This window comes from Pseudomonas marginalis, assembly GCF_008692035.1.
In the GTDB taxonomy this organism is placed as follows: domain Bacteria; phylum Pseudomonadota; class Gammaproteobacteria; order Pseudomonadales; family Pseudomonadaceae; genus Aquipseudomonas; species Aquipseudomonas marginalis.
Genome location: NZ_VTFG01000001.1, coordinates 2,293,620 through 2,317,341 on the forward strand (window position 1 = coordinate 2,293,620; position 23,722 = coordinate 2,317,341).

23 protein-coding genes are annotated in these 23,722 nt (G+C 61.2%); all 23 read right to left on the minus strand.

Annotated features, from left to right (window positions below; genetic code table 11):
* Position 1: 1 nt before the first annotated feature.
* The 23 genes from fliN to FX984_RS10780 all read right to left on the minus strand — a co-directional run bounded on the left by fliN (position 2) and on the right by FX984_RS10780 (position 23,708).
* Positions 2–469 (minus strand): flagellar motor switch protein FliN, encoded by a 468-nt coding sequence (gene fliN / locus FX984_RS10670; RefSeq protein ID WP_027603860.1) that lies wholly within the window; start codon positions 467–469, stop codon positions 2–4.
* 38 nt (positions 470–507) lie between these two features.
* Positions 508–1,476 carry a flagellar motor switch protein FliM gene (gene fliM, locus FX984_RS10675; RefSeq protein ID WP_027603859.1) on the minus strand — a complete coding sequence of 323 codons (969 nt, stop codon included), beginning with the start codon at positions 1,474–1,476 and terminating at the stop codon, positions 508–510.
* A 9-nt stretch (positions 1,477–1,485) separates the two neighbouring features.
* Positions 1,486–1,992 (minus strand): flagellar basal body-associated protein FliL, encoded by a 507-nt coding sequence (gene fliL, locus FX984_RS10680; protein ID WP_065924962.1) that lies wholly within the window; start codon positions 1,990–1,992, stop codon positions 1,486–1,488.
* 328 nt (positions 1,993–2,320) lie between these two features.
* Complete coding sequence (locus tag FX984_RS10685; protein WP_146476714.1) at positions 2,321–3,658, minus strand: flagellar hook-length control protein FliK; 1,338 nt, start codon at positions 3,656–3,658, stop codon at positions 2,321–2,323.
* Between the two features lie 86 nt (positions 3,659–3,744).
* Positions 3,745–4,089 carry an Hpt domain-containing protein gene (locus FX984_RS10690; protein WP_065940558.1) on the minus strand — a complete coding sequence of 115 codons (345 nt, stop codon included), beginning with the start codon at positions 4,087–4,089 and terminating at the stop codon, positions 3,745–3,747.
* 30 nt (positions 4,090–4,119) lie between these two features.
* A complete protein-coding gene (locus tag FX984_RS10695; RefSeq protein ID WP_092355184.1) occupies positions 4,120–5,838 on the minus strand; it encodes an ATP-binding SpoIIE family protein phosphatase in 1,719 nt (572 codons plus the stop codon).
* A complete protein-coding gene (locus FX984_RS10700; RefSeq protein ID WP_027603854.1) occupies positions 5,835–6,140 on the minus strand; it encodes an STAS domain-containing protein in 306 nt (101 codons plus the stop codon). The genes FX984_RS10695 and FX984_RS10700 overlap by 4 nt, the downstream gene beginning before the upstream one ends.
* Positions 6,141–6,235: 95 nt before the next feature.
* Positions 6,236–6,685 carry a flagellar export protein FliJ gene (gene fliJ, locus FX984_RS10705; protein ID WP_027603853.1) on the minus strand — a complete coding sequence of 150 codons (450 nt, stop codon included), beginning with the start codon at positions 6,683–6,685 and terminating at the stop codon, positions 6,236–6,238.
* Between the two features lie 3 nt (positions 6,686–6,688).
* A complete protein-coding gene (gene fliI, locus FX984_RS10710; RefSeq protein ID WP_027603852.1) occupies positions 6,689–8,047 on the minus strand; it encodes a flagellar protein export ATPase FliI in 1,359 nt (452 codons plus the stop codon).
* Positions 8,037–8,801, minus strand: a complete 765-nt coding sequence (fliH, locus tag FX984_RS10715; protein ID WP_027603851.1) for a flagellar assembly protein FliH — start codon at positions 8,799–8,801, stop codon at positions 8,037–8,039. Before fliH ends, fliI begins: the two co-directional genes overlap by 11 nt.
* Before the next feature lie 10 nt (positions 8,802–8,811).
* A complete protein-coding gene (gene fliG, locus FX984_RS10720) occupies positions 8,812–9,828 on the minus strand; it encodes a flagellar motor switch protein FliG (protein WP_017527617.1) in 1,017 nt (338 codons plus the stop codon).
* Positions 9,821–11,599, minus strand: a complete 1,779-nt coding sequence (gene fliF / locus FX984_RS10725; protein ID WP_027603850.1) for a flagellar basal-body MS-ring/collar protein FliF — start codon at positions 11,597–11,599, stop codon at positions 9,821–9,823. Before fliF ends, fliG begins: the two co-directional genes overlap by 8 nt.
* Before the next feature lie 16 nt (positions 11,600–11,615).
* Positions 11,616–11,945: a flagellar hook-basal body complex protein FliE gene (gene fliE / locus FX984_RS10730; RefSeq protein ID WP_010208741.1), complete on the minus strand. Its 330-nt coding sequence runs from the start codon at positions 11,943–11,945 to the stop codon at positions 11,616–11,618.
* Between the two features lie 128 nt (positions 11,946–12,073).
* Positions 12,074–13,450: a sigma-54-dependent transcriptional regulator gene (locus tag FX984_RS10735; RefSeq protein WP_027603849.1), complete on the minus strand. Its 1,377-nt coding sequence runs from the start codon at positions 13,448–13,450 to the stop codon at positions 12,074–12,076.
* A 4-nt stretch (positions 13,451–13,454) separates the two neighbouring features.
* On the minus strand, positions 13,455–14,666 hold the full coding sequence (locus FX984_RS10740; RefSeq protein WP_092486530.1) for a sensor histidine kinase: 1,212 nt from the start codon (positions 14,664–14,666) through the stop codon (positions 13,455–13,457).
* 110 nt (positions 14,667–14,776) lie between these two features.
* Positions 14,777–16,252 carry a sigma-54 dependent transcriptional regulator gene (locus tag FX984_RS10745; protein WP_027603847.1) on the minus strand — a complete coding sequence of 492 codons (1,476 nt, stop codon included), beginning with the start codon at positions 16,250–16,252 and terminating at the stop codon, positions 14,777–14,779.
* A 168-nt stretch (positions 16,253–16,420) separates the two neighbouring features.
* Positions 16,421–16,717, minus strand: a complete 297-nt coding sequence (gene fliT / locus FX984_RS10750; protein WP_027603846.1) for a flagellar protein FliT — start codon at positions 16,715–16,717, stop codon at positions 16,421–16,423.
* A 41-nt stretch (positions 16,718–16,758) separates the two neighbouring features.
* The gene (gene fliS, locus FX984_RS10755) at positions 16,759–17,163 is read right to left on the minus strand and encodes a flagellar export chaperone FliS (protein ID WP_027603845.1); all 405 of its coding nucleotides are present in this window, start codon (positions 17,161–17,163) and stop codon (positions 16,759–16,761) included.
* A 140-nt stretch (positions 17,164–17,303) separates the two neighbouring features.
* Positions 17,304–18,695, minus strand: coding sequence for a flagellar filament capping protein FliD (gene fliD / locus FX984_RS10760; protein WP_027603844.1), 1,392 nt, complete (start codon positions 18,693–18,695; stop codon positions 17,304–17,306).
* Positions 18,696–18,775: 80 nt separating this feature from the next.
* Positions 18,776–19,129 carry a flagellar protein FlaG gene (locus FX984_RS10765; RefSeq protein WP_027603843.1) on the minus strand — a complete coding sequence of 118 codons (354 nt, stop codon included), beginning with the start codon at positions 19,127–19,129 and terminating at the stop codon, positions 18,776–18,778.
* A gap of 74 nt (positions 19,130–19,203) precedes the next feature.
* Positions 19,204–20,628 carry a flagellin N-terminal helical domain-containing protein gene (locus tag FX984_RS10770; RefSeq protein WP_027603842.1) on the minus strand — a complete coding sequence of 475 codons (1,425 nt, stop codon included), beginning with the start codon at positions 20,626–20,628 and terminating at the stop codon, positions 19,204–19,206.
* 274 nt (positions 20,629–20,902) lie between these two features.
* Complete coding sequence (locus tag FX984_RS10775) at positions 20,903–21,832, minus strand: ketoacyl-ACP synthase III (RefSeq protein ID WP_065924951.1); 930 nt, start codon at positions 21,830–21,832, stop codon at positions 20,903–20,905.
* 274 nt (positions 21,833–22,106) lie between these two features.
* Positions 22,107–23,708 carry a flagellar hook-associated protein 3 gene (locus FX984_RS10780; RefSeq protein WP_027603840.1) on the minus strand — a complete coding sequence of 534 codons (1,602 nt, stop codon included), beginning with the start codon at positions 23,706–23,708 and terminating at the stop codon, positions 22,107–22,109.
* Between the last annotated feature and the right edge of the window lie 14 nt (positions 23,709–23,722).

The window sequence follows — 23,722 nt, forward strand, 5'->3', positions numbered from 1 at the left end:
ATCAGCGCAACTTCTTGATGCGTTCGCTTGGGCTGATCACGTCGGTCAGGCGGATGCCGAACTTTTCGTTGACCACCACCACTTCGCCGTGGGCGATCAGGGTGCCGTTGACCAACACGTCCAGCGGCTCACCGGCCAGGCGATCCAGCTCGATCACCGAGCCCTGGTTGAGTTGCAGCAGGTTACGGATGTTGATGTCGGTGCTGCCCACTTCCATGGAGATCGACACCGGGATGTCGAGGATCACGTCCAGGTTCGGCCCATCGAGGGTCACCGGGTCGTTGTTCTTCGGCACGCTGCCGAACTCTTCCATGGGCAGGCGATTACCCGCTGGTGCTGTGGCGGCATCAGCGGCCAGCAGTGCGTCGATATCGTCCTGGCCGACATCGCCGGTTTCTTCCAGGGCCGCAGCCCACTCGTCAGCCAGGGCCTGGTCTTCGGCGGAAGTGTTTTCGTGTTCGGTAGCCATTACATGTCCTCGGCGGAGCAAACATTCATAAATAGGGATCAGCGACGGTTGATCGGCTCAACCACTTGCAAAGCGAGGTTGCCCTTGTGGGACCCCAGCTTGACCTTGAACGACGGCACGCCGTTGGCGCGCATGATCATTTCGTCCGGCAATTCGACCGGGATAATGTCCCCCGGCTGCATGTGCAAAATATCCCGCAGGCGCAACTGGCGCCGGGCCACGGTGGCGCTCAGCGGCACGTCGACATCCAGCAGGTCTTCGCGCAGGGCCTTGACCCAGCGTTCGTCCTGGTCGTCCAGGTCGGACTGGAAGCCGGCGTCGAGCATTTCGCGCACCGGCTCGATCATCGAGTACGGCATGGTCACGTGCAGGTCGCCGCCGCCGCCATCGAGCTCGATGTGGAACGTGGACACCACAATGGCCTCGCTCGGCCCGACGATGTTGGCCATGGCCGGGTTCACTTCCGAGTTGATGTACTCGAAATTGACTTCCATGATCGCCTGCCAGGCTTCCTTCAAGTCAATGAAGGCCTGCTCCAGCACCATGCGCACCACGCGCAATTCGGTAGGGGTGAATTCACGGCCTTCGATCTTGGCGTGACGGCCGTCACCGCCGAAGAAGTTGTCCACCAGCTTGAACACCAGCTTGGCGTCGAGGATGAACAGCGCGGTACCGCGCAATGGCTTGATCTTGACCAGGTTGAGGCTGGTGGGCACGTACAGCGAGTGCACGTACTCGCCGAACTTCATCACTTGCACGCCGCCCACCGCCACGTCCGCCGAGCGGCGCAGCATGTTGAACATGCTGATCCGGGTGTAACGGGCGAAACGTTCGTTGATCATCTCAAGGGTCGGCATGCGTCCACGGACGATGCGATCCTGGCTGGTCAGGTCATAACTTTTGACGCTGCCGGGCTCGGCAGCCATTTCAGTCTGTACCAGACCGTCGTCGACGCCATGCAACAGCGCGTCGATTTCATCCTGGGACAGTAGGTCCTGCACGGCCATGGGGTGATCCTACTGCAATACGAAATTAGTGAAGAGCGCCTGCTCGATCACGACTTTGCCGAGCTCCTTCTGGGCCACTTCCTGCACGCTGGCAGTGACCTTCTGGCGCAGCATTTCCTGGCCCACCGGGGTGGCCAGGGTGTCGAAACTCTGCCCGGAGAACAGCATCACCAGGTTGTTGCGGATCACCGGCATATGCACCTTGAGGGCATCCAGGTCCGACTGGTTACGCGCCAGCAAAGTGATGCTCACCTGCAGGTAGCGTTGACGACCGTTCTGGTTGAAGTTGGCGACAAAGGCCGGAAGCATCGGCTCGAAGATTGCCGGTTGCTTGGCGTTAGTGGCGGTTTCGGCGGCAGGTGCCGGCTTGCTGGCACTGCTGTGCATGATGTACCAGGTGCCGCCCACCGAGGCGCCGATGGCCAGGAGCAGGCCCACGACAATCATCAGGATAAGCTTGAGCTTGCCTTTGCCTGCGGGTGCGGGTGCTTTTGCTGCGTCGTCGCTCTTCGCCATGCCAATAATCCGTCACTATTCGGGGATTCATAGATCTACGGAAAGGCAAGAGCAAGTGTTATGCCAGAGTTGTCTGGCTGAACGCAGACAAAGGAATGCCACAAAAAATGTGGAAGGGGGGGGGGCTGTGGTGGGGGGCTTGTTCACCGACAATGGGACTGCTGCGCAGTCCAGCGCGGGGCAAGCCCGCTCACCACAGCAAGCCCGCTCACCACAGCAAGCCCGCTCACCACAGCAACCCCACTCACCACAGCAAGCCAGCTCACCACAGCAAGCCTACCCACCACAGCAAGTCCGCTCCCACATTTTGTCCTATGCCAGACTCACATCAGGCGTAGTAGTCGACGGCGCTGGAGCCGATCACCGTCGAAGTCACGGGCGCCACGGCTTCGGCCACTTCAATGTGGCTGCCGCTGTCGCCGCTGTCGCCACTCCGCCCACTGCGACTAACGCCCCCCGTCTGCGCCTGCTGTTGCTGCTGCTCCTGGCCACGGGACTGGTCGGACACGTTCACATCCACCTGGCCCATGCCCTGCTGGGCGAACATCTCGCGCAAGCGACCGGACTGGCTTTCCAGGGCTTCACGCACCACCGGGTGGGCGCTCATGAAGTTGACCTGGGCCTGCTGGTCGGCGGTCATGTTGACCTTGATGTCCAGGCGCCCGAGTTCGGCCGGTTGCAACTGGATCTCCGCCGACTTGAGGTTGGCGCTGGAGAGGTACATCACACGGTTGACGATCTCGTCGGTCCAGCCGCTCTGGTGCATGGCCAGCGGCGCATTCGTCACCGGCGGCAAGGCATTCGCGGTTTTCGGCGTGGCCGCCTGGGTCAATGCGGCCAGGCGGTTGGCGAAGTCATCGACGCGGGTGTCGCTGCTGGCCTCTTTCAAGTCCTTGAGGCCGCCTTCGATCAAGCCGCTGAAGGCCTTGTCGCCACCCTGGTCCGTACTGTCCTTGGTGGCTTGCTGGTCGACCATGGTGGCCAGGCCGGCGGCAAAGTTCTGCGCGGCGGTTGGCTGGTCCTGGGTGGTCGTCGGGGCGGTTTTGGCCGGTGCCTGGCTGCTGGCCGACACGTGCCCGCCCTGCTCCATTGCCAGGCGTACGGCCGGCATGGCGTCCAGGGGATCGGCCTCAGGGTCGAAGGCCGGCGTGGCGTCCTCGGTCGCTGCGATTGGCGCCGCAACCACGGGTGCGGCCTTGTCATCCTTGGCAGCGGCTGCGGGGACCGGGGTTTCCACCGGCACCGGCACCACCACCGGGGTGACCGTCGCAATCAATGCCGGGTCGACCACCGGGTCCACGGGAGGCTGCTGCGCCAGGGCCGGATCCACAGGTGCAGCGTCATCCTTGCCGGCAGTGTCGTCGGACGATGCCGCAGGCTTGGCAGGCAAGGTATTGCCGCTATCGGCAACCGCTGGCGTGGCGGCGGCAGGTTTGTCGTTGCCCGCCGCAGGCTTGGCGCTGGCATCGACAGGCTTGTCCCGCGTGGGCTTGGCCGAGTTGTCATCAGCCTTGACCGTGGGTTTGGAACCCTGGCTGGCGAACACCTGAGCGAAGCCTGGGCCCTTGTCCCGTGGGTCCGCAGCCACTGCCGGTGGATTGACGGCAGGCGCTTGAGGCTTGGCCGCAGGGGCAGCCTGGAGAAGCGAATTCGGGGCGACTGGCATAGGTAAAGGTCTCCACTGCATGGGGATCGGGGATGCAGTATCAGGAGGTAGAGCAAGAGTCGGGCCAGGTTTTCACACGGATGGAATCAAATCTGGAACCGCTGCCGCTCCGACTCATACATCGGCTTCACCAAGGCAAACTCATGATCGATCTGGTCCACCAGCGCCCCCAGGTCCGCCGCGGCCTCAGCGGACTCCGCCTCCAAGCGCTGGCACAGGTGCGCCAACCGCACTGCGCCGAGGTTGCCACTGCTGCCCTTGAAGCTATGGGCGATACGCCCCAGTGCCTTGGCGTCGTCCCGCGCCTTGCGCAGCGCTTCGACGCGTTTCTGGGAGTCATCGAGGAAGGTATCGAGCAACTTGGGATACTCGCCTTCCATGACCTCCTGCAAACCCGACAGCACGTCCGGGTCCATATGAATCTCAGCCACTTGCTCGCTCCTTGATCAAGAATCGGCGGATTATGCCAGAGCCCCCCAGCAAAACTCTACGCAGACACTGCGTCCGCCGTCGGACCAGCGCACCTGGCTGCTGAGTTGACGCACCAGGCTCAGGCCTCGACCTGACAGGCCATCGATGTCCAGCGGCCGGGCCAGCACCTGCTCCACGTCGAACCCTGGCCCACTGTCTTCAAGGCGCAGGGTCATCTTGCCGCCCGCCTCGGTGGGCACCACCTGCACATGCACGCGCACATAGCCACTGCTCAACTGCGCCAGGCGGTCATTGCGCTGGCGATAATACTCGGCAAAGCCCTGGGCATCGCGCTTGAGCCGCGAGTCCAGGCCCAGCACGCCATGTTCCAGCGCATTGGAATACAACTCGGCCATGACGCTGTAGAGCGCCCCGCTCTGCTCGCGCAGCCCCTGGATCTCCAGCAGCAGTTGCAGCAGGTAGGGCAAGGGGTTGTAACGTTTGAGGGTCTCGGCCCGAAATTCGAAACTCACCGACCAATCGAGCGGGCATGTCTGGCCGCTGTCGGCATACAGCAGCCCGGTCGCACGCAGCGGCTGCCCGGGTTGCAGGATGATTTCCACCAGACTGACATCGTCCCGCGCCTCCCCGCGAAAAGCCGCCAGGGCGCGCTCGATGTCGTCGAAGAGCCGGTCGGGCTCACGGTTGGCGGCAAACACCTGCTGCAAACGCTCGACGCCAAACAGCTGGTCATTGGCGTCGGCGGTGTCCAGCACACCATCGGAGAGCAGGAACACGCGGTCACCCAGCGCCATGGGCCAGACCTCGGTGCGATCATCAAACGCCTCAGCCGACAGCACCCCCAACGGCAAATGCCGCGGCTGCAGCGGCGTGCGCCTGCCGCTGGCGACTTCATGCACATAGCCTTCGGGCATGCCGCCGTTCCACACCTCCACCACCCGCCGCTGCGTGCTCAGGCACAGCAGGGTGGCGCAGCAGAACATGTCCACCGGCAGGATGCGCTTGAGCTTGGCATTCATCTCCCGCAGGATCTGCGCCAGGCCGTAGCCCTTGGCAGTCATGCCGTAGAACACTTCCGCCAGGGGCATGGCGCCCACCGCCGCCGGCAGGCCATGGCCGGTGAAATCGCCAAGCAGCACGTGCATGTCGCCCGACGGCGTATACGCCGCCAGCAGCAGGTCGCCGTTGAACAGCGCATAGGGCGATTGCAGGTAGCGGATATTCGGCGCCGCGTTAATGCAGCCGGAATGGGCGACTTTATCGAACACCGCCTTGGCCACCCGCTGCTCATGCAGCAAGTGGTCATGGTGCCTGGCGATCTGGTCGCGCTGCTGCAGCATCGTCGCCTGCAGCCGGCGCAGGCGGTCCATGGCGTTGATCTTGGCCGCCAGGATCAACTGGTTATAGGGCTTGGGCAGGAAATCATCGCCGCCGGCATCCAGGCACTCGGCCAGGGCGGCACTCTCGCGCAGGGACGTGAGGAAGATGATCGGCACCAGCTCCTCCCCCGCCAACTGCTTGATCCACCGCGCGGCGGTCAGGCCATCCATCACGGGCATGATCGCGTCCATCAACACCAGTTGCGGACGCTCGCGCGCGAATAGCTCAACGGCCTCCTCGCCATTGGTTGCAGTGAGCACCTGGTGCCCCTGGCGTCGCACAATGGTCGACAGCAACAGCAGGTCGGCGGCACTGTCTTCGGCGATCAGGATCGTCAGCGGCTCAACCGCGGGGGCCAGGGCGCTCAATTGATGTCGAACAATTTGTCGAAGTTGGAGATGGCGAGGATCTTGCGCACATCGGAGTTGGTGTTGATCACCTGGACCTCCGACTCCTCGCCGCCGGCATGGTCCCTCAACAGCAGGAGCATGCCCAGGGCCGAACTGTCCATGTAAGTGGTTTCCTTCAGGTCGACCACATACGACTCAGGCACCTTGTAGAAACGCTCGTAAGCCTCACGAAACGCCTGGTGGCTGCTGAAATCGAACCGACCCTTGATTGCGATCGTCAACTTCTTCCCGTCCAGGGATACTTCTGACTCAATTGACATGCGACTGCTTCCTTGTCATAGGCATAGACACAAGGTGTAGCAGGCGAATGGGATACCAGCAACACAGCAGATCAAATGTGGCAGGCGGGCAACCGTCAGTATTGTGATTGGCGCGGCAGGCGCTGGGACAATTCGTCGAGCAATTTCTGCTCGCGCTTGTCTTCCAATGCCCGCGCTTCGTCGATGTAGCGCTGCACCAGTTTGCGCAGGCCCTCGACGCGGGCGAAGGCTTGCTGCCAGCTCTCGCGGGCCTTGTCGAGGTTGTTCTGGTGCCAGGCCAGGCTTTGGCGCTGCTGGCCGACGGCCGTCTCGAGCTGATTGAGAAAGCCCTGGTAACCCATCAGCCATTGCCCCGACACACCTTGGGTGCCGCGTTCGATCCATTGCTGCTGGTACTCGCCACGAAAACGCTCCAGGTCGCCCAGCTTGCTTTCCGCCAAGCGCACCTGGCCCTGGAAATACCCCAGGCGCTGGACCGCGGTTTTCTCGGCCTTTTCGGCCATGTCGACCACCGGGGCCAGGCGCGCAGCGCGGCTGTTGGCCATGGCTTAGCCGCCCGGCGCAGGAGCGAAGATCGAACCCAGGTGCGCTTCGCTTTCACCCATGCTGATCTTGTCGTTGAGGCCCTGGCGCAAGTAGGTCACCAACTGCGGTTGCAGGGCGATCGCCAGGTCGGTGTCGCGGTCGCCGCCGGCCACGTAGGCACCGACGCTGATCAAGTCGCGGCTCTGTTGATAACGCGACCACAGCTGCTTGAACTGCTGCGCGCGGGCCATATGCTCCGGCGTGACCACCGCCGGCATGACCCGGCTGATGGACGCTTCGATGTCGATGGCCGGGTAGTGCCCCTCCTCCGCCAGACGCCGCGACAGCACGATGTGGCCGTCGAGCACACCCCGCGCCGAGTCGGCGATGGGATCCTGCTGGTCATCGCCTTCGGACAATACGGTGTAGAACGCGGTGATCGAGCCGCCACCGGCCTCGGCATTACCGGCGCGCTCCACCAGTTTGGGCAGCTTGGCGAACACCGACGGCGGATAGCCCTTGGTGGCCGGGGGCTCGCCGATGGCCAGGGCGATTTCCCGCTGGGCCTGGGCGAAACGGGTGAGCGAGTCCATCAGCAACAGGACGTTCTTGCCCTTGTCGCGAAAATATTCGGCGATGCGTGTGCAGTACATGGCCGCGCGCAGACGCATCAGCGGTGCATCGTCCGCCGGCGACGCAACGACGACCGAACGCTTGAGGCCTTCTTCGCCGAGGCTGTGTTCGATGAACTCCTTCACCTCGCGGCCCCGCTCGCCGATCAGGCCCACCACGATGATGTCGGCCTCGGTAAAGCGCGTCATCATGCCGAGCAACACCGACTTACCCACCCCCGTACCCGCGAACAGGCCCAGACGCTGGCCGCGGCCGACCGTCAATAAACCGTTGATGCTGCGAATCCCCACGTCCAGCGGCACACTGATGGGGTTGCGGTTGAGCGGGTTGATGGTGGGGCCGTCCATCGGCACCCAGTCTTCGGCTTTCATGCCGCCCTTGCCGTCCAGTGCGCGACCGGCGCCGTCCAGCACCCGGCCGAGCATGCTCATGCCCATGGGCAGGCGGCCGGTGTCGGCCAGGGGCACCACACGGGCGCCGGGGGCGATGCCGGCCAGGCTGCCGACGGGCATGAGGAAAATCTTGTTGCCGGAAAAACCCATCACTTCGGCTTCGACCTGCACCGGATGGTAGCTGTCGTCGTTGATCACCATGCAGCGGCTGCCCATGGCGGCCCGCAGGCCCTCGGCTTCGAGGGTCAGGCCGACCATGCGCAACAGGCGCCCTTCGAGGATTGGCTGGCCGGGCAATTCGGTGGCCTCGGCATAGCCGCCCAGGCGCTTGGCGAAGCTGGTGCGATCAAGGCGCATCGGGGGCGTCCAGGTCCACGCTCAGGTCCGGTTCGGCCGGGTTCAGCGCCTGCTCGTGTTGTTGATCAAGCAGCTTGGCCATGATCTGGCTGATGCGGGTTTCCACCGTGGCATCGATGCGGCTGTGCTCGGTCTCGACCCGGCAACCGCCGGGCTGCAGCGCCGCATCTTCGACGATGCGCCAGGTTTCTTCATGGCGCTCGCGCATCGCTTTGACCTGTTCGAAGTCCTGCGGGTTGATGTACAGCCGCACATTGCCGACGCCCAGGGGCAGCAACTTGAGGGCTTCGCGCATCACGCTTTCGATCTGGCTGGAATCCAGCACCAGTTCGCGCTGGATCACCTGGCGGGTGATGTGCTGTACCAGGCCGACCATGGATTTTTCGATCTGCGAATCCTGCTCGGCGATGGGCGCGAACAGGTTGCCCATCAGGCGCTCCAGGCTGGCCAGCTTGACGCTCAGCGCCGCCTCGGCCTCCTGGCGCACCTTGAGGGTAGTGCTGCGAAAACCGTCTTTCTCGCCAGCGGCGAAGCCTTCGTTGTAGGCCTCCTGACGGATGCTTTCCAACTCTTCCAGGGTCAGTGGCTGGACTTCCTCCAGCGGCACTTCTTCCATTTCCACCGGCGGCTCTTCGACCGGTTCCGGCTCGGGCTCGGGCACATGCGGATCGAAGCTGGGCAACGACCAGATGTCGAACCCACCGACGTCCCGTGCGCGAATCAGATCGCTGGGCGCCTCATCTTTGTTCGACATGGGGAGCGCCTTAGATCATTTCTTCGCCGCCCTTCCCACCGAGAACGATTTCTCCGGCTTCGGCCATACGGCGGGCAATGGTGAGGATTTCTTTCTGCGCGGTTTCCACGTCGCTGACGCGCACCGGACCCTTGGCTTCCAGGTCGTCGCGCAACAGCTCGGAGGCACGCTTGGACATGTTCTTGAAGATCTTCTCCTTGACGCCTTCGTCCGAGCCCTTGAGGGCCAGTACCAGCACGTCGGAGGACACTTCGCGCAGCAACGCCTGGATGCCACGGTCGTCGACATCGGAGAGGTTGTTGAACACGAACATGAGGTCTTCGATCTGGCCGGACAGGGTGTCGTCGATCTCGCGGATCGAGTCCATCAACTGGCCTTCGACCGAGCTGTCGAGGAAGTTCATGATGTCGGCCGCGCGCTTGATACCACCCAGGGTGGTGCGCGAGGCGTTCGAGTTGCCCGAGAACTGTTTCTCGAGAATCGTGTTGAGTTCCTTCAGGGCCGCCGGCTGCACGGTGTTCAGCGACGACACGCGCAGGATGATGTCCAGGCGCACCTTATGGTCGAAGTGGCCGAGGACTTCACCGGCCTGGTCCGGGTCGAGGTAGGCCACCACGATTGCCTGGATCTGCGGGTGCTCGTAGCGGATCACGTCGGCGACCGCGCGCGGTTCCATCCACTTGAGGCTGTCCAGGCCACTGGTGTTGCCGCCCAGCAGGATGCGGTCGATCAGGCCGTTGGCCTTGTCTTCGCCCAGGGCCGAGGTGAGCATCTTGCGGATGTAGCTGTCGGAGCCGACGCCCAGGCTGGTCTGGTCGCCGACGATCTCGACGAACTCGCTCATCACCTGTTCGACTTGCTCGCGGTGCACATTGCGCATTTGCGCCATGGCCACGCCCACCCGCTGGACCTCTTTGGGGCCCATGTGGCGCAGCACTTGGGCGGCGTCGGTTTCCCCCAGGGACAGCAGCAGGACTGCGGCTTTGTCGACCCGGGAGAGCTTGGCAACAGCGGCTCGATCACTCATCTGCGTTAATCCACTCTTTCACGACCTGGGCCACACGGCCCGGGTCTTCTGCTACCAGACTTTTGATTGCGTTCAACTGCGCGTCATAGCCTTCGCTCGGGCTCGGCAACAGGATGCTTTGCGGGCCGCCGAGGCTGACGCGGTCGTTGGCCAGTTCGCCGTCCAGGCCGCCCATGCCACCCAACTCGACATCGCTGCCACCGAAGGCCGCCAGTTGTTTCTTGCCGTTGCCGGTGATGTTGTTGAGCACCGGGCGCAGCACGCCGAACACCAGCACCAGGATGAACAACACACCCAGCACTTGCTTGACGATGTCCCAGAACCACGGCTGGGTGTAGAACGCCGCTTCGGCGATCACTTCGCCACGCTCGGCGGAGAACGGCATGTTGATCACGCTGACGCTGTCACCCCGACTGGCGTCAAAACCAACGGCGTCCTGCACCAGGCGTGTGAAGCGCGCCAATTCGTCGGCGCTCCACGGTGCACGCGTTACAGCACCGTCAGCGGCGTTGACCTTGACCTGGTCATCCACCACCACCGACACCGACAGGCGATTGACGCGACCCTGCTGCTGCTTGGTGTGGCTGATGGAACGGTCGAGTTCGAAGTTCTTGGTGGACTGGTTACGCTTGTCCGCCGGGTACGGCGCGAGCATCGGCTGGCCGGTGGCCGGGTCCATGATCTGCTGGCCGTTGGCATCCAACAATGGCTGGCCAGGCTGGATGGCGCCCGCGGTGGCTGCGGCGCCACCGGTGGTTTGCGGCGCCGAAGCCGGGGCCGGCGGCTGGTTGCTCAGGGCACCGGGCACACCTTGCGGACCATTGCTGGCGGTACGTTGTTCGCTGGTCGATTGCTCACTGCGCAGGGCCGGCTGGTCCGGGTTGAACTGCTCGGAGGTCGACTCGACGGCGCTGAAGTCCACGTCGGCAGACACTTCCGCCTTGTAGCGGTCATTGCCCAGCACCGGTTGCAGGATGTTGTGCACACGCTGGGTGAGCATGCTTTCCATGCGGCGGCTGTAGTCGAACTGCTTGCCGGCCTGGGTCAGCGCGGAGTTTTCGGCCATGTCGGAGAGCAGGTTGCCCTTCTGGTCGACCACGGTGATCTGCGACTTGCTCAGTTCGGGAACGCTGGTGGCCACCAGGTTGATGATCGCCATGACCTGGCCAGGCTCCAGGGAGCGGCCGGAAAACAGTTCGACCAATACCGACGCACTTGGCTTGCGCTCATCGCGCACAAACACCGAGCTTTTCGGAATCGCCAGGTGCACGCGGGCACCCTTGACGTTGTTCAGGCTGGAAATGGTGCGCGCCAGCTCGCCTTCAAGGCCACGACGGTAGCGGGTGGCTTCCATGAACTGGCTGGTCCCCAGGCCCTGGTCCTTGTCGAGGATCTCGAAACCGATATTGCTGTCGGACGGGGTCACGCCGGCGGCAGCCAGCTTCATGCGCGCACGGGCCACATCGTCGGCCTTGACCAGCAGGGCGCCGGAGTTGGGCTCCACGGTGTAGGCAATGTCGGCGGCGGCGAGGGTTTCCATGATCTGCTTGGAATCCATGCCCGCCAGGCTGCCGTACAACGGCCGGTAATCGGGTTGCTGCGACCACAACACCACGGCGAAACCAATCGCCACGCTGGCAGCCAGGCCGACCATCAGGCCCACCTGACGCAGCATGGTCATTTCCGAGAGGTTTTCCAGGAACGACAGGCCAAACAGCGGCGGCTTGCCGTCTGTCTTGGCGGGTACGTTGTCGGAGACTGCTTCTGCCATGACTTAAATCTCGCCCTTAAACCGGCATCTGCATGATGTCTTGATAGGCCTGAACCAGCTTGTTACGCACTTGGGTCAGGGCCTGGAAGGAAACGCTGGCCTTTTGCGAGGCGACCATCACATCGGTGAGGTCCACGCCGCTTTTGCCGATCTCGAACGCATTGGCCAACTGGCTGGAAGCTTGCTGGGTATCACTGACTTTGTTGATGGCCTGGCCGAGCATGTCGGCGAAGCTGCTTTGGCCCAATTCCGGCGCTGGCGCGACGGATTTCGGTTGAGCCATGGCATCCATCTGCATGGCGCGCATATCCAACATCAACCGATTGAACTCAATACCCTGGCTCATGACCTTCTCTCTCCAACCTGCAATTTTTTGACACTACGCAGCGATTACTAGGGGAGGTAGCAACAAGGGTGCCAGATCCGCATCAGCTCGTAAGAAAAGGCGACAAACATTGTCGACCTTCTTACCGGTTACGTGGCGAATAGATACGCTTCCACATCCATTCCGGCGTCACGCATCTGCGCCAGCTTGTAGCGCAGGGTGCGCGGGCTGATGCCCAGGCGCTCGGCGGCCTCTTTGCGCCGACCGCGCTCGGCGCGCAGGGTGTCGATGATCATCTGGAATTCGCGGCGACGCAGGTCGTCGCCCAGGGCACCGGCAGACTCAGCCTCTGCAACCACCGGCGCGGGCGCCAACGAGGGCAATGGCGCCGCACCAGTGCCCATGGCCAGGCAGAAATCCTGGGGCTGGATCAGGCCGCCCTGCTGCAGGATCAGCGCGCGCTGGATGGCGTTATCCAATTCCCGCACGTTGCCGGGCCATGGATAACTGATCAGGCAGGCCTGGGCTTGCGCCGACAGCCGCGCCTGGGCGTGCTTCATTTTTTTGACGTGGTTGTTCAGCAGGCGCTCGGCCAGCGGAATGATATCTGCCGGGCGTTCACGCAGCGGGCGCCAGGCCAGGGGGAACACCGAAAGCCGATAGAACAGGTCTTCCCGGAAGCGCCCCGCCGCCACTTCGCCGGCGAGGTCACGATTGGTGGTGGCGACCACACGGATGTCCAACTGGATCGGCTTGCGCGCACCCACCCGCTCCACTTCGCGCTCTTGCAGCACCCGCAGCAACTTGGCTTGCAGGCCCAGGGGCATTTCCGAGATCTCATCCAGCAAAATCGTGCCGCCATCGGCCTGTTCGAACTTGCCCGCCTGGGCCGCGATGGCCCCGGTGAACGAACCTTTTTCATGACCGAACAGGGTGGCTTCAAGCATGTTGTCGGGGATCGCCGCGCAGTTGATGGCGATAAACGGTTGCTGGGCGCGGGTCGACTGCTGGTGGATATAACGCGCCAGCACCTCTTTACCGGTGCCGGACTCGCCGGAGATCAGCACGGTGGAGTCACTGCGCGCCACACGGGCTGCCAACTCGAGCAATTGTGCACTGGCCGGCTCGAAGGCGATCGGGCCCTCGCCTTCGTTGGCCGGGATTACCCCCAGGGCGTGACGGGCCACCAGTTCGATCAGGGCTTTAGGCTCGAAGGGCTTGACCAGATAATCCGCCGCGCCCTGGCGCATCGCGTCCACGGCACGCTCCACCGCACCGTGGGCGGTCATCAGCAGCACCGGCAGTTGCGGCTGGCGCGCACGCAGCAGTCCGAGCAACTGGTGGCCATCCATGCCGGGCATGTTCACGTCGCTGACCACCAGGCTGAAGGCTTCCTGCTCCACCGCGTCCAAGGCGTCCTCGGCAGAACCGACCGCCCGATAGTCATGGCCCGCCAACAACAGCGTGTCAGCCAATGCTTCACGCAGGGCGCGATCGTCTTCCACCAACAGAACCTTGATAGCCATATCCTTACTCCGCGCTTGCCGCGCATGAAAACAGCGGCAAGGTCATCAATGCACAGGTGCCACGCCCAACGCGGGAATGCAGCTGCAATTCTCCCTGATGGGCACGCGCCACCGCCTTGACCACGGTCAGGCCCAGGCCCGTACCGTTGGCCTTGGTGGTGAAAAAGGGTTCACCCAGGCGCTTGAGCACCACCGGGTCGATGCCGCTGCCGCTGTCGCTGATGCACAGGCGCAGGGTTTGTCCGCGGTTGTACAGGTGCACCTTGAGCCGCGCGCCGGGGCCGCTGGCCTGGGTGGCGTTTTCGATCAGGTTGAGCAGCGAGCCCACCAGGGTGTCGCGGTTGCAGAGCAGCTCGCCGAGGTGACTGTCGCACTGCCAGCGCACGTGCACGTCCTGGATATGGGCAGCGGCCGCCGCTTGCAGGGCCTGCATCAGCTGGGCCGGCGTCACGCGGTCGGTCAGCGGCAATTCGCCGCGGGCAAACACCAGCATGTCGCGGACCTGGTGCTCCAATTCATGCAGGCGCTCCTTCAGGCGCCCGGCAAAGCGCTGGTGCGTGGCGGCGGGCAATTGCTCATCAGTCAAATGACTGGCGTAGATCAACGCAGCCGACAACGGCGTACGGATCTGATGCGCCAACGAAGCGACCATCCGCCCCAACGAGGACAAACGCTCATGGCGCGCCAACTGGTCTTGCAGATGACGGGTTTCAGTCAGGTCGTTAAGCAGCACCAACTGGCCCGGCTCCGCATCCAGGGAACGGGTGGCGATGGACAGGCGGCGCCCGTCCTTCAGGGAGATTTCGTGGCCATCGTCCTCACGCGGCGCAAAGCAGCGGGTGATGACATGGCGCCACAGCTCGCCCTCCAGCGGCAGACCGAGCATGTCGCAGGCCGCCGGGTTGGCTTCACGCACGCGGCCTTCTTCATCGATGACGATCACGCCACCGGGCAACAGCGACAACAGGTTTTGCAGACGATTGGCCAGGCGCTCTTTCTCGGCCAACTCTTCCATGCGCTGGGCGCTGACCACGGCCAGTTCGCCTTTCAGCTCGGAGACCCGGGCTTCCAGCAGGCTGTAGGAGTCGGTCAGCTGGCTCGACATCTGGCTGAACTGCGAGAACGCCTGTTCAAGACCCTGGCGGGTCGGCGGCTCGACAGGCGGAACCAGCCCCTGGATGGCAGGGGCCGAAGATAGTTGGGCGGCGTGGGGCATGATGCTCTCTCGCTTGGCTGACCGTCAGTTAAACGGAACGTTGCGAGGGCTGTAGCAATAGTTGTGCCGAAAAAAAACCGCTGAAATATCAGCGGCTTGGAAAACAGGCGTCAATCATCTGCCTGTTCATCACCTTCTTTGCGGCTCATTCCGTACTTGCGCATCTTCTCCACCAGGGTGGTTCGACGGATGCGCAGGCGCTCGGCGGCACGGGCGACGATGCCGTTGGCGTCGTCCAGGGCCTGCTGGATCAACCCCTGCTCGAGGTTGCCGAGGTAGTCTTTCAAGTCCAGGCCTTCGGGCGGCAGCATGGCGGTGGAGCCGAAGTCCGGGGTGTGGCCGTTGATGGCAACCCGTTCTTCCATGTCGCTGCGCAGGCTGTCGACCAGTTGCTCGTCTTCGTCGTCGACGTAGCGGAATTTCTTCGGCAGCTCGACCACGCCGATCACACCGTAGGGATGCATGATCGCCATGCGCTCCACCAGGTTGGCCAGCTCCCGGACGTTGCCCGGCCAGCCATGGCGGCACAGGGACATGATCGCGGCCGAGTTGAAGCGGATCGAACCGCGCTTTTCGTGCTCCATGCGCGAGATCAGTTCGTTCATCAGCAGCGGGATATCTTCCACGCGCTCACGCAGCGGGGCCATCTCGATCGGGAATACGTTGAGGCGGTAGTACAGGTCTTCGCGGAAGCTGCCGACCTCGATCATGCTTTCGAGGTTCTTGTGGGTCGCGGCGATGATGCGCACGTCGACGCTCTGGGTCTTGTTACTGCCCACGCGCTCGAAGGTGCGCTCCTGCAAGACGCGCAGCAGCTTGACCTGCATCGGCAACGGCATGTCGCCGATTTCGTCGAGGAACAGGGTGCCGCCGTTGGCCAGCTCGAAACGCCCGGCGCGGCTGGTGATCGCCCCGGTAAAGGCGCCCTTCTCGTGGCCGAACAGTTCGCTTTCGAGCAGCTCTGCCGGGATCGCGCCGCAGTTGACCGGCACAAAAGGCCCGTCGCGGCGCTTGGAGTGGTAGTGCAGGTTGCGCGCGACCACTTCCTTGCCGGTGCCCGACTCGCCGAGGATCAGCACGCTGGCGTCGGTATCGGCCACCTGCTGCATCATCTGGCGCACGTGCTGGATGGCACGGCTGGTGCCGACCAGACTGCGGAACAGGTTGGGTTCGCGGTGGCGACCGCGCTCGCGGGCCTGGTCGTACATCTCGCGATAGACCTGGGCACGGTGCAGGGAATCGAGCAGTTTGCTGTAGCTGGGGGGCATTTCCAGGGTGGAAAGCACACGACGGCGCTGGTCTTCGGGCAGGTCGACAGAAGAAATATCGCCTATTAGCAACACCGGAAGGAACTCATCCCAGGTTGACAGTGTCTTTAACAAGCCCAAAACAGCGCCAGGAGCGTTTACCGTCCCGATCAGCACACAGATGACTTCACGGCTCGATGACAACGAGCTGACTACCTGCTGCCAGTCATGGCTGCCGCAGGGCAGATTTTCTTCGCCAAGAAAATTCAAAATCACCGCTAAATCGCGGCGGCGGACGCTATCGTCATCGATCAGCAGAATTTTGGTTTCACGCCACATGCAATAGCAACTTCCCTAGTAAAACGCTCTGCCCAGTGTAGGGGCAATCGAGACGGCCGTAAGACTTCTTACTTTATAGACGTCTGAAATCTGAAAACAGCACTAGTTAAGTCAAAAAAGCTGGCACGGTCAAATTTATGACGCGCCGTTCGGATTAACTGCGCCTGTTCAGCCGAACAAATGGTAAACCTTTGACGCGTTCTTCGCTTGGTTGATCTGCGACATCTCTTCAAAAATCGCCTGGCGCTCGCCCGTCGTCACCTCAAGCAACTGCTGGTATACCGCCAACAGGCTCTCAAGCTTTTCACGCAACGCATCCTCATCCACCGGCGCTTCGCTGAGCACCTCGTCGATCACGTTGCGACAGCCCATGTCCAGCTCGCCAATGGCGTCCCAGTTACGGTCTGCCAGCGCGCCGATCAGCGCTTCACGGGTTTCATCAATGCGTTGCAATGCTTGGCTCATGACGTATTCCTCAAGGCCCTCAGGCCCTTCTCTGCTGCGCCTTACTCGGTTGCAGCCTGTGGCACAGCGATGGCATCCCAGCCTTCTTTCACGGTAATCAGCAAACGGGCGACTTCGTCGATCATGTCGGCATCGTTATGCAGGTTCGCTTCCATCAGACGGTTGGTCATGTACGCATACAGACTTTCCAACTGCTGGACGTAAGCCGGGTTGTCACTCTTTTCAGCATTCAGGCCGTCGCGCAGGCCAATCACGATATCGATGGCCTTGCCCAGCATCAGGCCCTTCTGGGCGATGTCGCCACGCGCCAGCGCCCCCTTGGCCTGGGCCATACGGTCCAGCCCGCCTTCCATCAGCATCTGCACCAGGCGATGTGGGCTGGCTTCGGAGATCTGAGCATGGGAATTGACCTTCTGGTATTGGCGAAGGGCTCTCATGGGATTCATGTTTCTACCTCGTGACAGGCGACAGCGAAAAGGATTCTAGTAACCAATATGTCGACTGACCCGCAAAAAGCTTTAGGGCCAGTCGTACCCCGATAAAAAAAGCCAGGCAGTTTGCCTGGCCTTTTTGCATCAGCAGGGGATCAAGAATTGGTTTTGACGTTGTTCAACGCATTGAGTGTGGTCATGACACTGGTGCTTTGCTGACGCAATTGGGCGACCAGGGTGTCCATGGCGTTGTATTTGGCCGACAGGCTGCTGGTGAGCAGGGTCATGCGCTCGTCGAGCGTGGCTTGATCCTTGGTCAGATCCTTCAACGTGTTCGACAAGGAGGTAGAGCGCGTCGCCAGGATCCCGGTGCTTGCCTTGGCAAAGTCATCCGTGGCGCTTTTCATCCGCGCCAGCATGCCGTCTTTGCCACTGAACATACTGTTGATGTCGGCCCCGTTGGTTTTAACCGCCGCGTCCCACTTTTTGTCATCAATCGCCAGCAGACCAGTGGTCGAACTGGTGGTCACGCCGAACTGAGCCAGGGACTTGAAGGCCCCGTTGCCCGACAGCGCGTTGAACTCATTGCGGATCGTGCTCTGCAACGAACGCATGGTCGAGTCACCCGTCAACGCTGCCGCAGTGGTGCTGCCGTCCAGGTTCGTGGTGACCTTGGTTTCGGCGTTCATCGCTGTGATCAGGGCGTTGTAGGTGTCAATGAACCCCTTGACCCCGGACTTGAGCGCGGTGTTGTTGGTGCTGACGGTGATGAGCGTGGCGTTCTTTTCACCCTCACTGCCCGTTTTGTAAGTCGACGTAGCTACCAGCTTGATATCCACGCCACTAAGAGCACCAGTGATGGTGTTGGACTTGGACACAGACGCAACCCCATCAATGCTGTATTGCGCATCCTTGGGAGGATCAACGACCGTGGCGCCCACATCCAGCCCCGAGGTGCCAGACAGCGTGAGGTCCGAGCCCGTCCCCATATTGGTAGAGGTCAGGATCAATCGAGAACCGTTGGAATCGGTCTGGATGTTGGCACTCAGCCCCGACGTGCCAAACTGCGTATTGATCGAGTCACGTACCTGCTGCAGGGTCGCGCCGGCTGGAACGCTGAGGTCGTAAGCCTTGCCGGACTGACTGATGGTCAACGTGGTCGGCTTATCCGTCGCGTTGACAACCGTCGAAGTGCCACCGCTGAAGATCTTGCTCGACAGCTTGGACGCCTGGGCCAACTGGTCGACGATCAACCGGAAGCTGCCGTTCGAGGCCGTATTGCTGGCCGTCATGGTCGCGGTCTTTTCATCCGACGACGAACCGCTCAAACCGGTGAAGCTGCTGTCCTTGGACATGGTGTCCAGGGCGTTACGAAACGCATCCAGCGCTGCCTGAACCTTGCCGATCGAAGACAGCGTGGTGGTCGCTTTCGCGGACGCGGTATTGATCTGCGTCTGCTTGGGCACCTTTTCGGCGTTAACCAAGGATGTCACGATCGCTTGCGTATCGATATTCGAACCGATACCACTTACCGTTGAACCCGCCATCATCTATCTCCTGTTCGGTGGCTGCCGTTATCTTGACTTATTACGCCTCAAGCCACGACAGCAACAAGTTTCATGCCAGCTCAGACTTTGTCGTCAAACAACAGGTTGCTTGCGCTGGAAAGGTTCTGTGCCAGCTTCAATGCCGTTTCCGACGGGATCTGGCGAATCACTTCACCACTGTCGGTGGCGATGACCTTGACCACCACACGGTGGGTGGAGTCATCAATGGAAAAGTCCAGTTTGCGCTGGGCCGCTTGTACGAATTCGCGAATATCAGTGACTGCTTTTTCCAGGTCGGCACGCTCAGGCTCTTTGCCTGTGGCCGGTGTTTCCTGGACTTTGGTGACGCTTTTGTCAGTTGCTGCTATCGGTGCAGGCGCGCTTTTAGGTGCAACCGGCGGATAAGACTGGTTCAGCTTTACACTCATGTCCATGTCCAATCTCCTCTAAACCGAAAAAACGGAAGGGCACGTAGACGCGCCCTTCCGTTAGTTACCAAGCGCTGGAATTACTGAAGCAGCTTCAGTACAGCGGATGGCAGCTGGTTAGCCTGCGACAGGATCGCGGTGGAGGCCGATTGCAGGGTTTGTTGCTTGGTCAGTTCGGCGGTTTCGGAAGCGAAGTCGACGTCCTGAACGGTGGAACGTGCAGCGGTGGAGTTCTTCTGAATGTTCTGCAGGTTGTCTGCAGTGGTAGTCAGACGGTTCTGAGTAGCACCCAGGCCCGAACGAACGCCGTCAATGGTGCCGATGGCCTTGTCGATAACAGCCAGCGCGTTTTGAGCGTTGGTAGCATCGGTCACGTCGGTGTTAGAGATAGTGGTCTTGGTCGACGAAACGGTAGCAGCCGAGAACAAGTCCGATACACCAGTACCAGCGTCGCTCAGGGAGTAGCCTTTAGCCGAATCCAGGGAAACCTGACCGGTCACAACGATTGCAGCAGCACCCAGAGCAGCCGGGGTGGCGAATGCGCCAGCGCCGTCTTTAGCGCCAACCAGGATGTTGGTCTGGGCGTTGGCATCAGCACCCGAGAACGACAGGTTTTCGCCGGAGTCCGACTTAACCGACAGGGTTTTGTTGGATTCGTCGTAGTTAACGCTGATGCCCAGTTTGGCAGCGTTCGATTTCAGCTGGTCAGCCAGGCCGGCCAGGTCCTTCACGCCGACGAAATCAACAGCATTACCGCTACCTACAGCCAGTTTGAAGTTCGACGGAGTGGCAGCGCCTACTTCCAGTTTGACTTCAGTGCTGGCGGTAGCGGTCAGGCCACCGATCGAACCGTTCAGGCCCGCAGCGATGTCTTTAGCCGAAGCGCCTGCAGCGTAAGTTACGGTTTTGGTCTGACCGTTGCCGGTAACAGTGATGTCGCCGCCAGCCAGGCCAGTTGCGCTAGGCACGATGGCCTTGGTTTTGATCTGCTGCGAACCAATGTTGTTGGCTGCAACGTTTTCCAGGCTCAGGTTGATGGTTTCGTTAGCGTTAGCGCCAACCTGGATGGCTTTGGTACCGTACGAACCGTCCAGCAGCTTCTGGCCACCGAAAGTAGTGGTTTGCGAGATACGGGTCAGTTCCGAAGTCAGGGCCTGGTATTCGTCGTTGTTCGACTTACGGTCGTCAGCGCTGAGGGAGCCAGTCGCGGAAGACAGAGCCAGGGTACGCATTTTTTGCAGGATGTCGGTCGAAGCCTGCATCGCGCCTTCAGCGGTCTGAGCGATGGAGATACCGTCGTTCACGTTTTTTACTGCTTGGCCCAGGCCGTTGATTTGGCTGGTCAGGCGGTTAGCGATCTGCAGGCCGGCTGCGTCGTCTTTAGCGCTGTTGATACGCAGGCCGGAAGACAGGCGCTGCATGGAGGTGGCCAGGGCGCCGCCGGCTTTGTTCAGGTTGCCCTGAGTAGTGATCGAAGCAATGTTGGTGTTTACTGTTAAAGCCATGACGAAATCCTCGTTGGATGGATACTGCGGCTTCCGGCCCTGGCAACCGCCGGGTGTGGCCTGAGAACCTACGTAATAGTTATCGTCGTGGTAGCCGGTTGCTTGAGGATTTTTTTTGATTTTTTTAATGGCGCCGTGCCACCCCTTGTAATTCAAGGGCTTACGACGGCCAAAAACCCATATTTCATTGGGTTTTCTGGCGCCAAATAAAAAACGCCGATGCTCTTTCGAGCATCGGCGTTTGCTTTTACGCAGAAAGCAGTCTATCGAAGCGTCACGGACGATAGAGAATCGCCGATCCCCACGACAGGCCCACACCAAAACCGCTGATTGCCACGCGCTTCCAGGTGGCGTCCATCACATGCTTTTCCAGCAGCAACGGAATGCTCGACGACACGGTGTTGCCGGTCTCGACCATGTCCTTGATGAACTTCTCCACCGGCGCGTCTTCGAAACGCCGGGCCACGGCGTCGACAATCGCCGCACTGCCCTGGTGAATGCAGAACGCATCGATGTCATCGGCCGCAAGGTCCGACTCGTCGAGCAGCTCGTGCAAATGCGCCGGCACCTTGAGCAAGGCGAAGTTGAACACCTGGCGGCCATTCATGAAGAACACGCCATCGCTGACCTTGAGATGCGGTGCGCCGGAACCGTCGGTACCGAACTTGGACTTGCCCAGCAACCACGGCGCGTCTTCGCCCATCCAGGTGGCGGTGGCGGCATCGCCGAACAGCATGGTGGTGTTGCGGTCTTCCGGGTCGACGATCTTCGAATACGGGTCGGCGGTGACCAACAGGCCGTTTTTCAGGCCGGTGGCTTCCATGAAGCCCTTCATCGCGTAGATGCCGTAGACGTAGCCGGAGCAGCCCAGGGAAATATCAAACGCCGCCACGTGGGTGGGCAGGCCGAGTTTGTCCTGGACGATCGCGGCCGTGTGGGGCAAACCCTCTTCATCGCCGTTCTGGGTGACGACGATCAGGGCATCGATGGACTCGCGCTTCAAATCCGGGTTGTTGGCAAACAAAGCGTTGACCGCCTCGACACACAGGTCGGAGGTTTCCTGCGCGGCTTCCTTGCGCGGCAGGAACGCCGAACCGATCTTGCCGATGATGAATTCTTCATCCTTGGCGAACTTGGCACCCTGGGCGTAGTTATCGATCCCGTCTGCCGGCACGTAACTGGCGATGCTTTTTATGCCAATCATTGTGGCTTCCCAATACTAAATAGCTGGAGAACACCCCAGACGTGGCCTGGAGTGCTGACAATAAAGGGGATAACCCCATAAAAATCTCGCTGAAAGCCGCCCCGCAAGGACCCTGTGACGACTTATCCTTTTCACACGATACAGTGAAGATGCGCTTTATGACTCACAGGTCACTCAATTGTGTGTGCTTTGTGCAAAACCTTCAAACAATTAAGTCCCAGAAACGGCAGCGGCCCGCCCTGTTTCCAGAGCGGGCCGCTTGACTTGACGCCACTTACATCTTGTTGAACAGGCTCAACTGCGAGACTTTCACGAAAGCCAGCTGCGAGGCCTCCAGCATGGTTTGCTGCAGGGTCAGGTTGATCGCTGCCTCGCCCATGTCAATGTTGGCCAGGTCACTCATCGTGGTCTTGTTGGCCAGGCCGACACTGGTGTTTTCACTGGACTGCACCGTGAGTGCATTCTGTCGCGCACCGATGGAGCCACGCACGTTGTCCACCTGGTCGGCCGAGTTGGTCAGGTTACTGACCGCGGCGTTCAGGGCGTCCTGAAGCTTGACCCGCGCACCGGGAATACCATCCGCCGGCTGTTCCAGGGCCTGGCGCAGCTGGCTCAGGGTGTCGAGGGCATTCTGGGTTTTCTGGGTGGTGTTGCCGACCGAAAACTGATCGCCGGTGTTCGGCGTACCGCTCAACTCGAAGGTGACACCCGCGGCGGTGATCGTGTCCTTGGCTGGCGGCGTACCGCTGACGATCACGCCATTATCGACAATCGGCTTGCTGTCGGGGGTATACGGCTGGGCATACACCTTATAAGCAGTCGGGTCGACATCGTCGAACTTGATCAGTACGCCGCTGTTGGGAAACGTACTGGAGTAGTCGGCTGCACTGCTGACGCGGGCATTGGTCAGTTGCGCCGCCGAAGTGTTGCTTGCGGTGCGAGAGACATTGAACGCGTCCGGCTTGGCGGCCAGGGTGAACTCACGCCCTGCGACCAACGCATCGGCATCCGGCCCGGTGGCCACGCCGGTGAGGTCCGCGGTGATATCGAATTTGACCCCGCGTACATTGATACTGGCACTGCCTTCCTTGGTGGAGTCGAACGTACCATTACCTGGAAGCTGCGAAGTAATGTCGTTGTTGTCCTTGTCGGTCACAACGTACTGCGTGCTACTGGTAAAGGTCACCTTATAGGGCTGGCCGTCGGCAAACTGCTTGGTGTAATCGATGCCCGACGTTACCAGGCCTGCCGAGATCGCGACCTTGTGGTCATCCACCGTTGCGGGCGTCGTGTAGGTGGCTTGGGTGCGGCTGGTGTTGACCGCGCCTTCCAGGATGGTCTTGCCCGTATCGCTGGTGCGCACCTTCAGCGTCTCGGAAACCTGCAGGCTCAGCTCGTTTTCGTCGCCTTGATAGCTATAAGTACCATCATTGTTGCGCGAATACGGCGGCGTATCGGTCTTGGAACCGGAGAACAGATAGTTGCCCGCCGCATCCTTGCTGTTAAGCAAACCCAACAGCTGGTTTTCAAGCGCGCCCACCTCGACCGAGATGGACTTGCGGTCAGCATCACTGGTCACGCCACCCGCACGCAGCGCCAACTGGCTGCCGGCCTGGATCGTTGTATTGATCGCCTCCAGCACGCTTTCTTCGTTCGTCAGGGTATTTTGAATGCTGGTGATATTGCCGCTGTACTGGGCCAGCATGTCTTTTTGCTGTTGCAGCATCAGCAAGCGCTGGGCGGCAACCGGATCATCCGAAGCGGTCTGTACACGCACGCCGGAGCTCGCCTGTTCCTGGGCCTTCACAACGCTGGAATAGTTGTTCTGATACTTGACGGCACTGGTGTCGTAATACTGCTGTGTAGAAATGCGCATCGTCCCAGACTCCC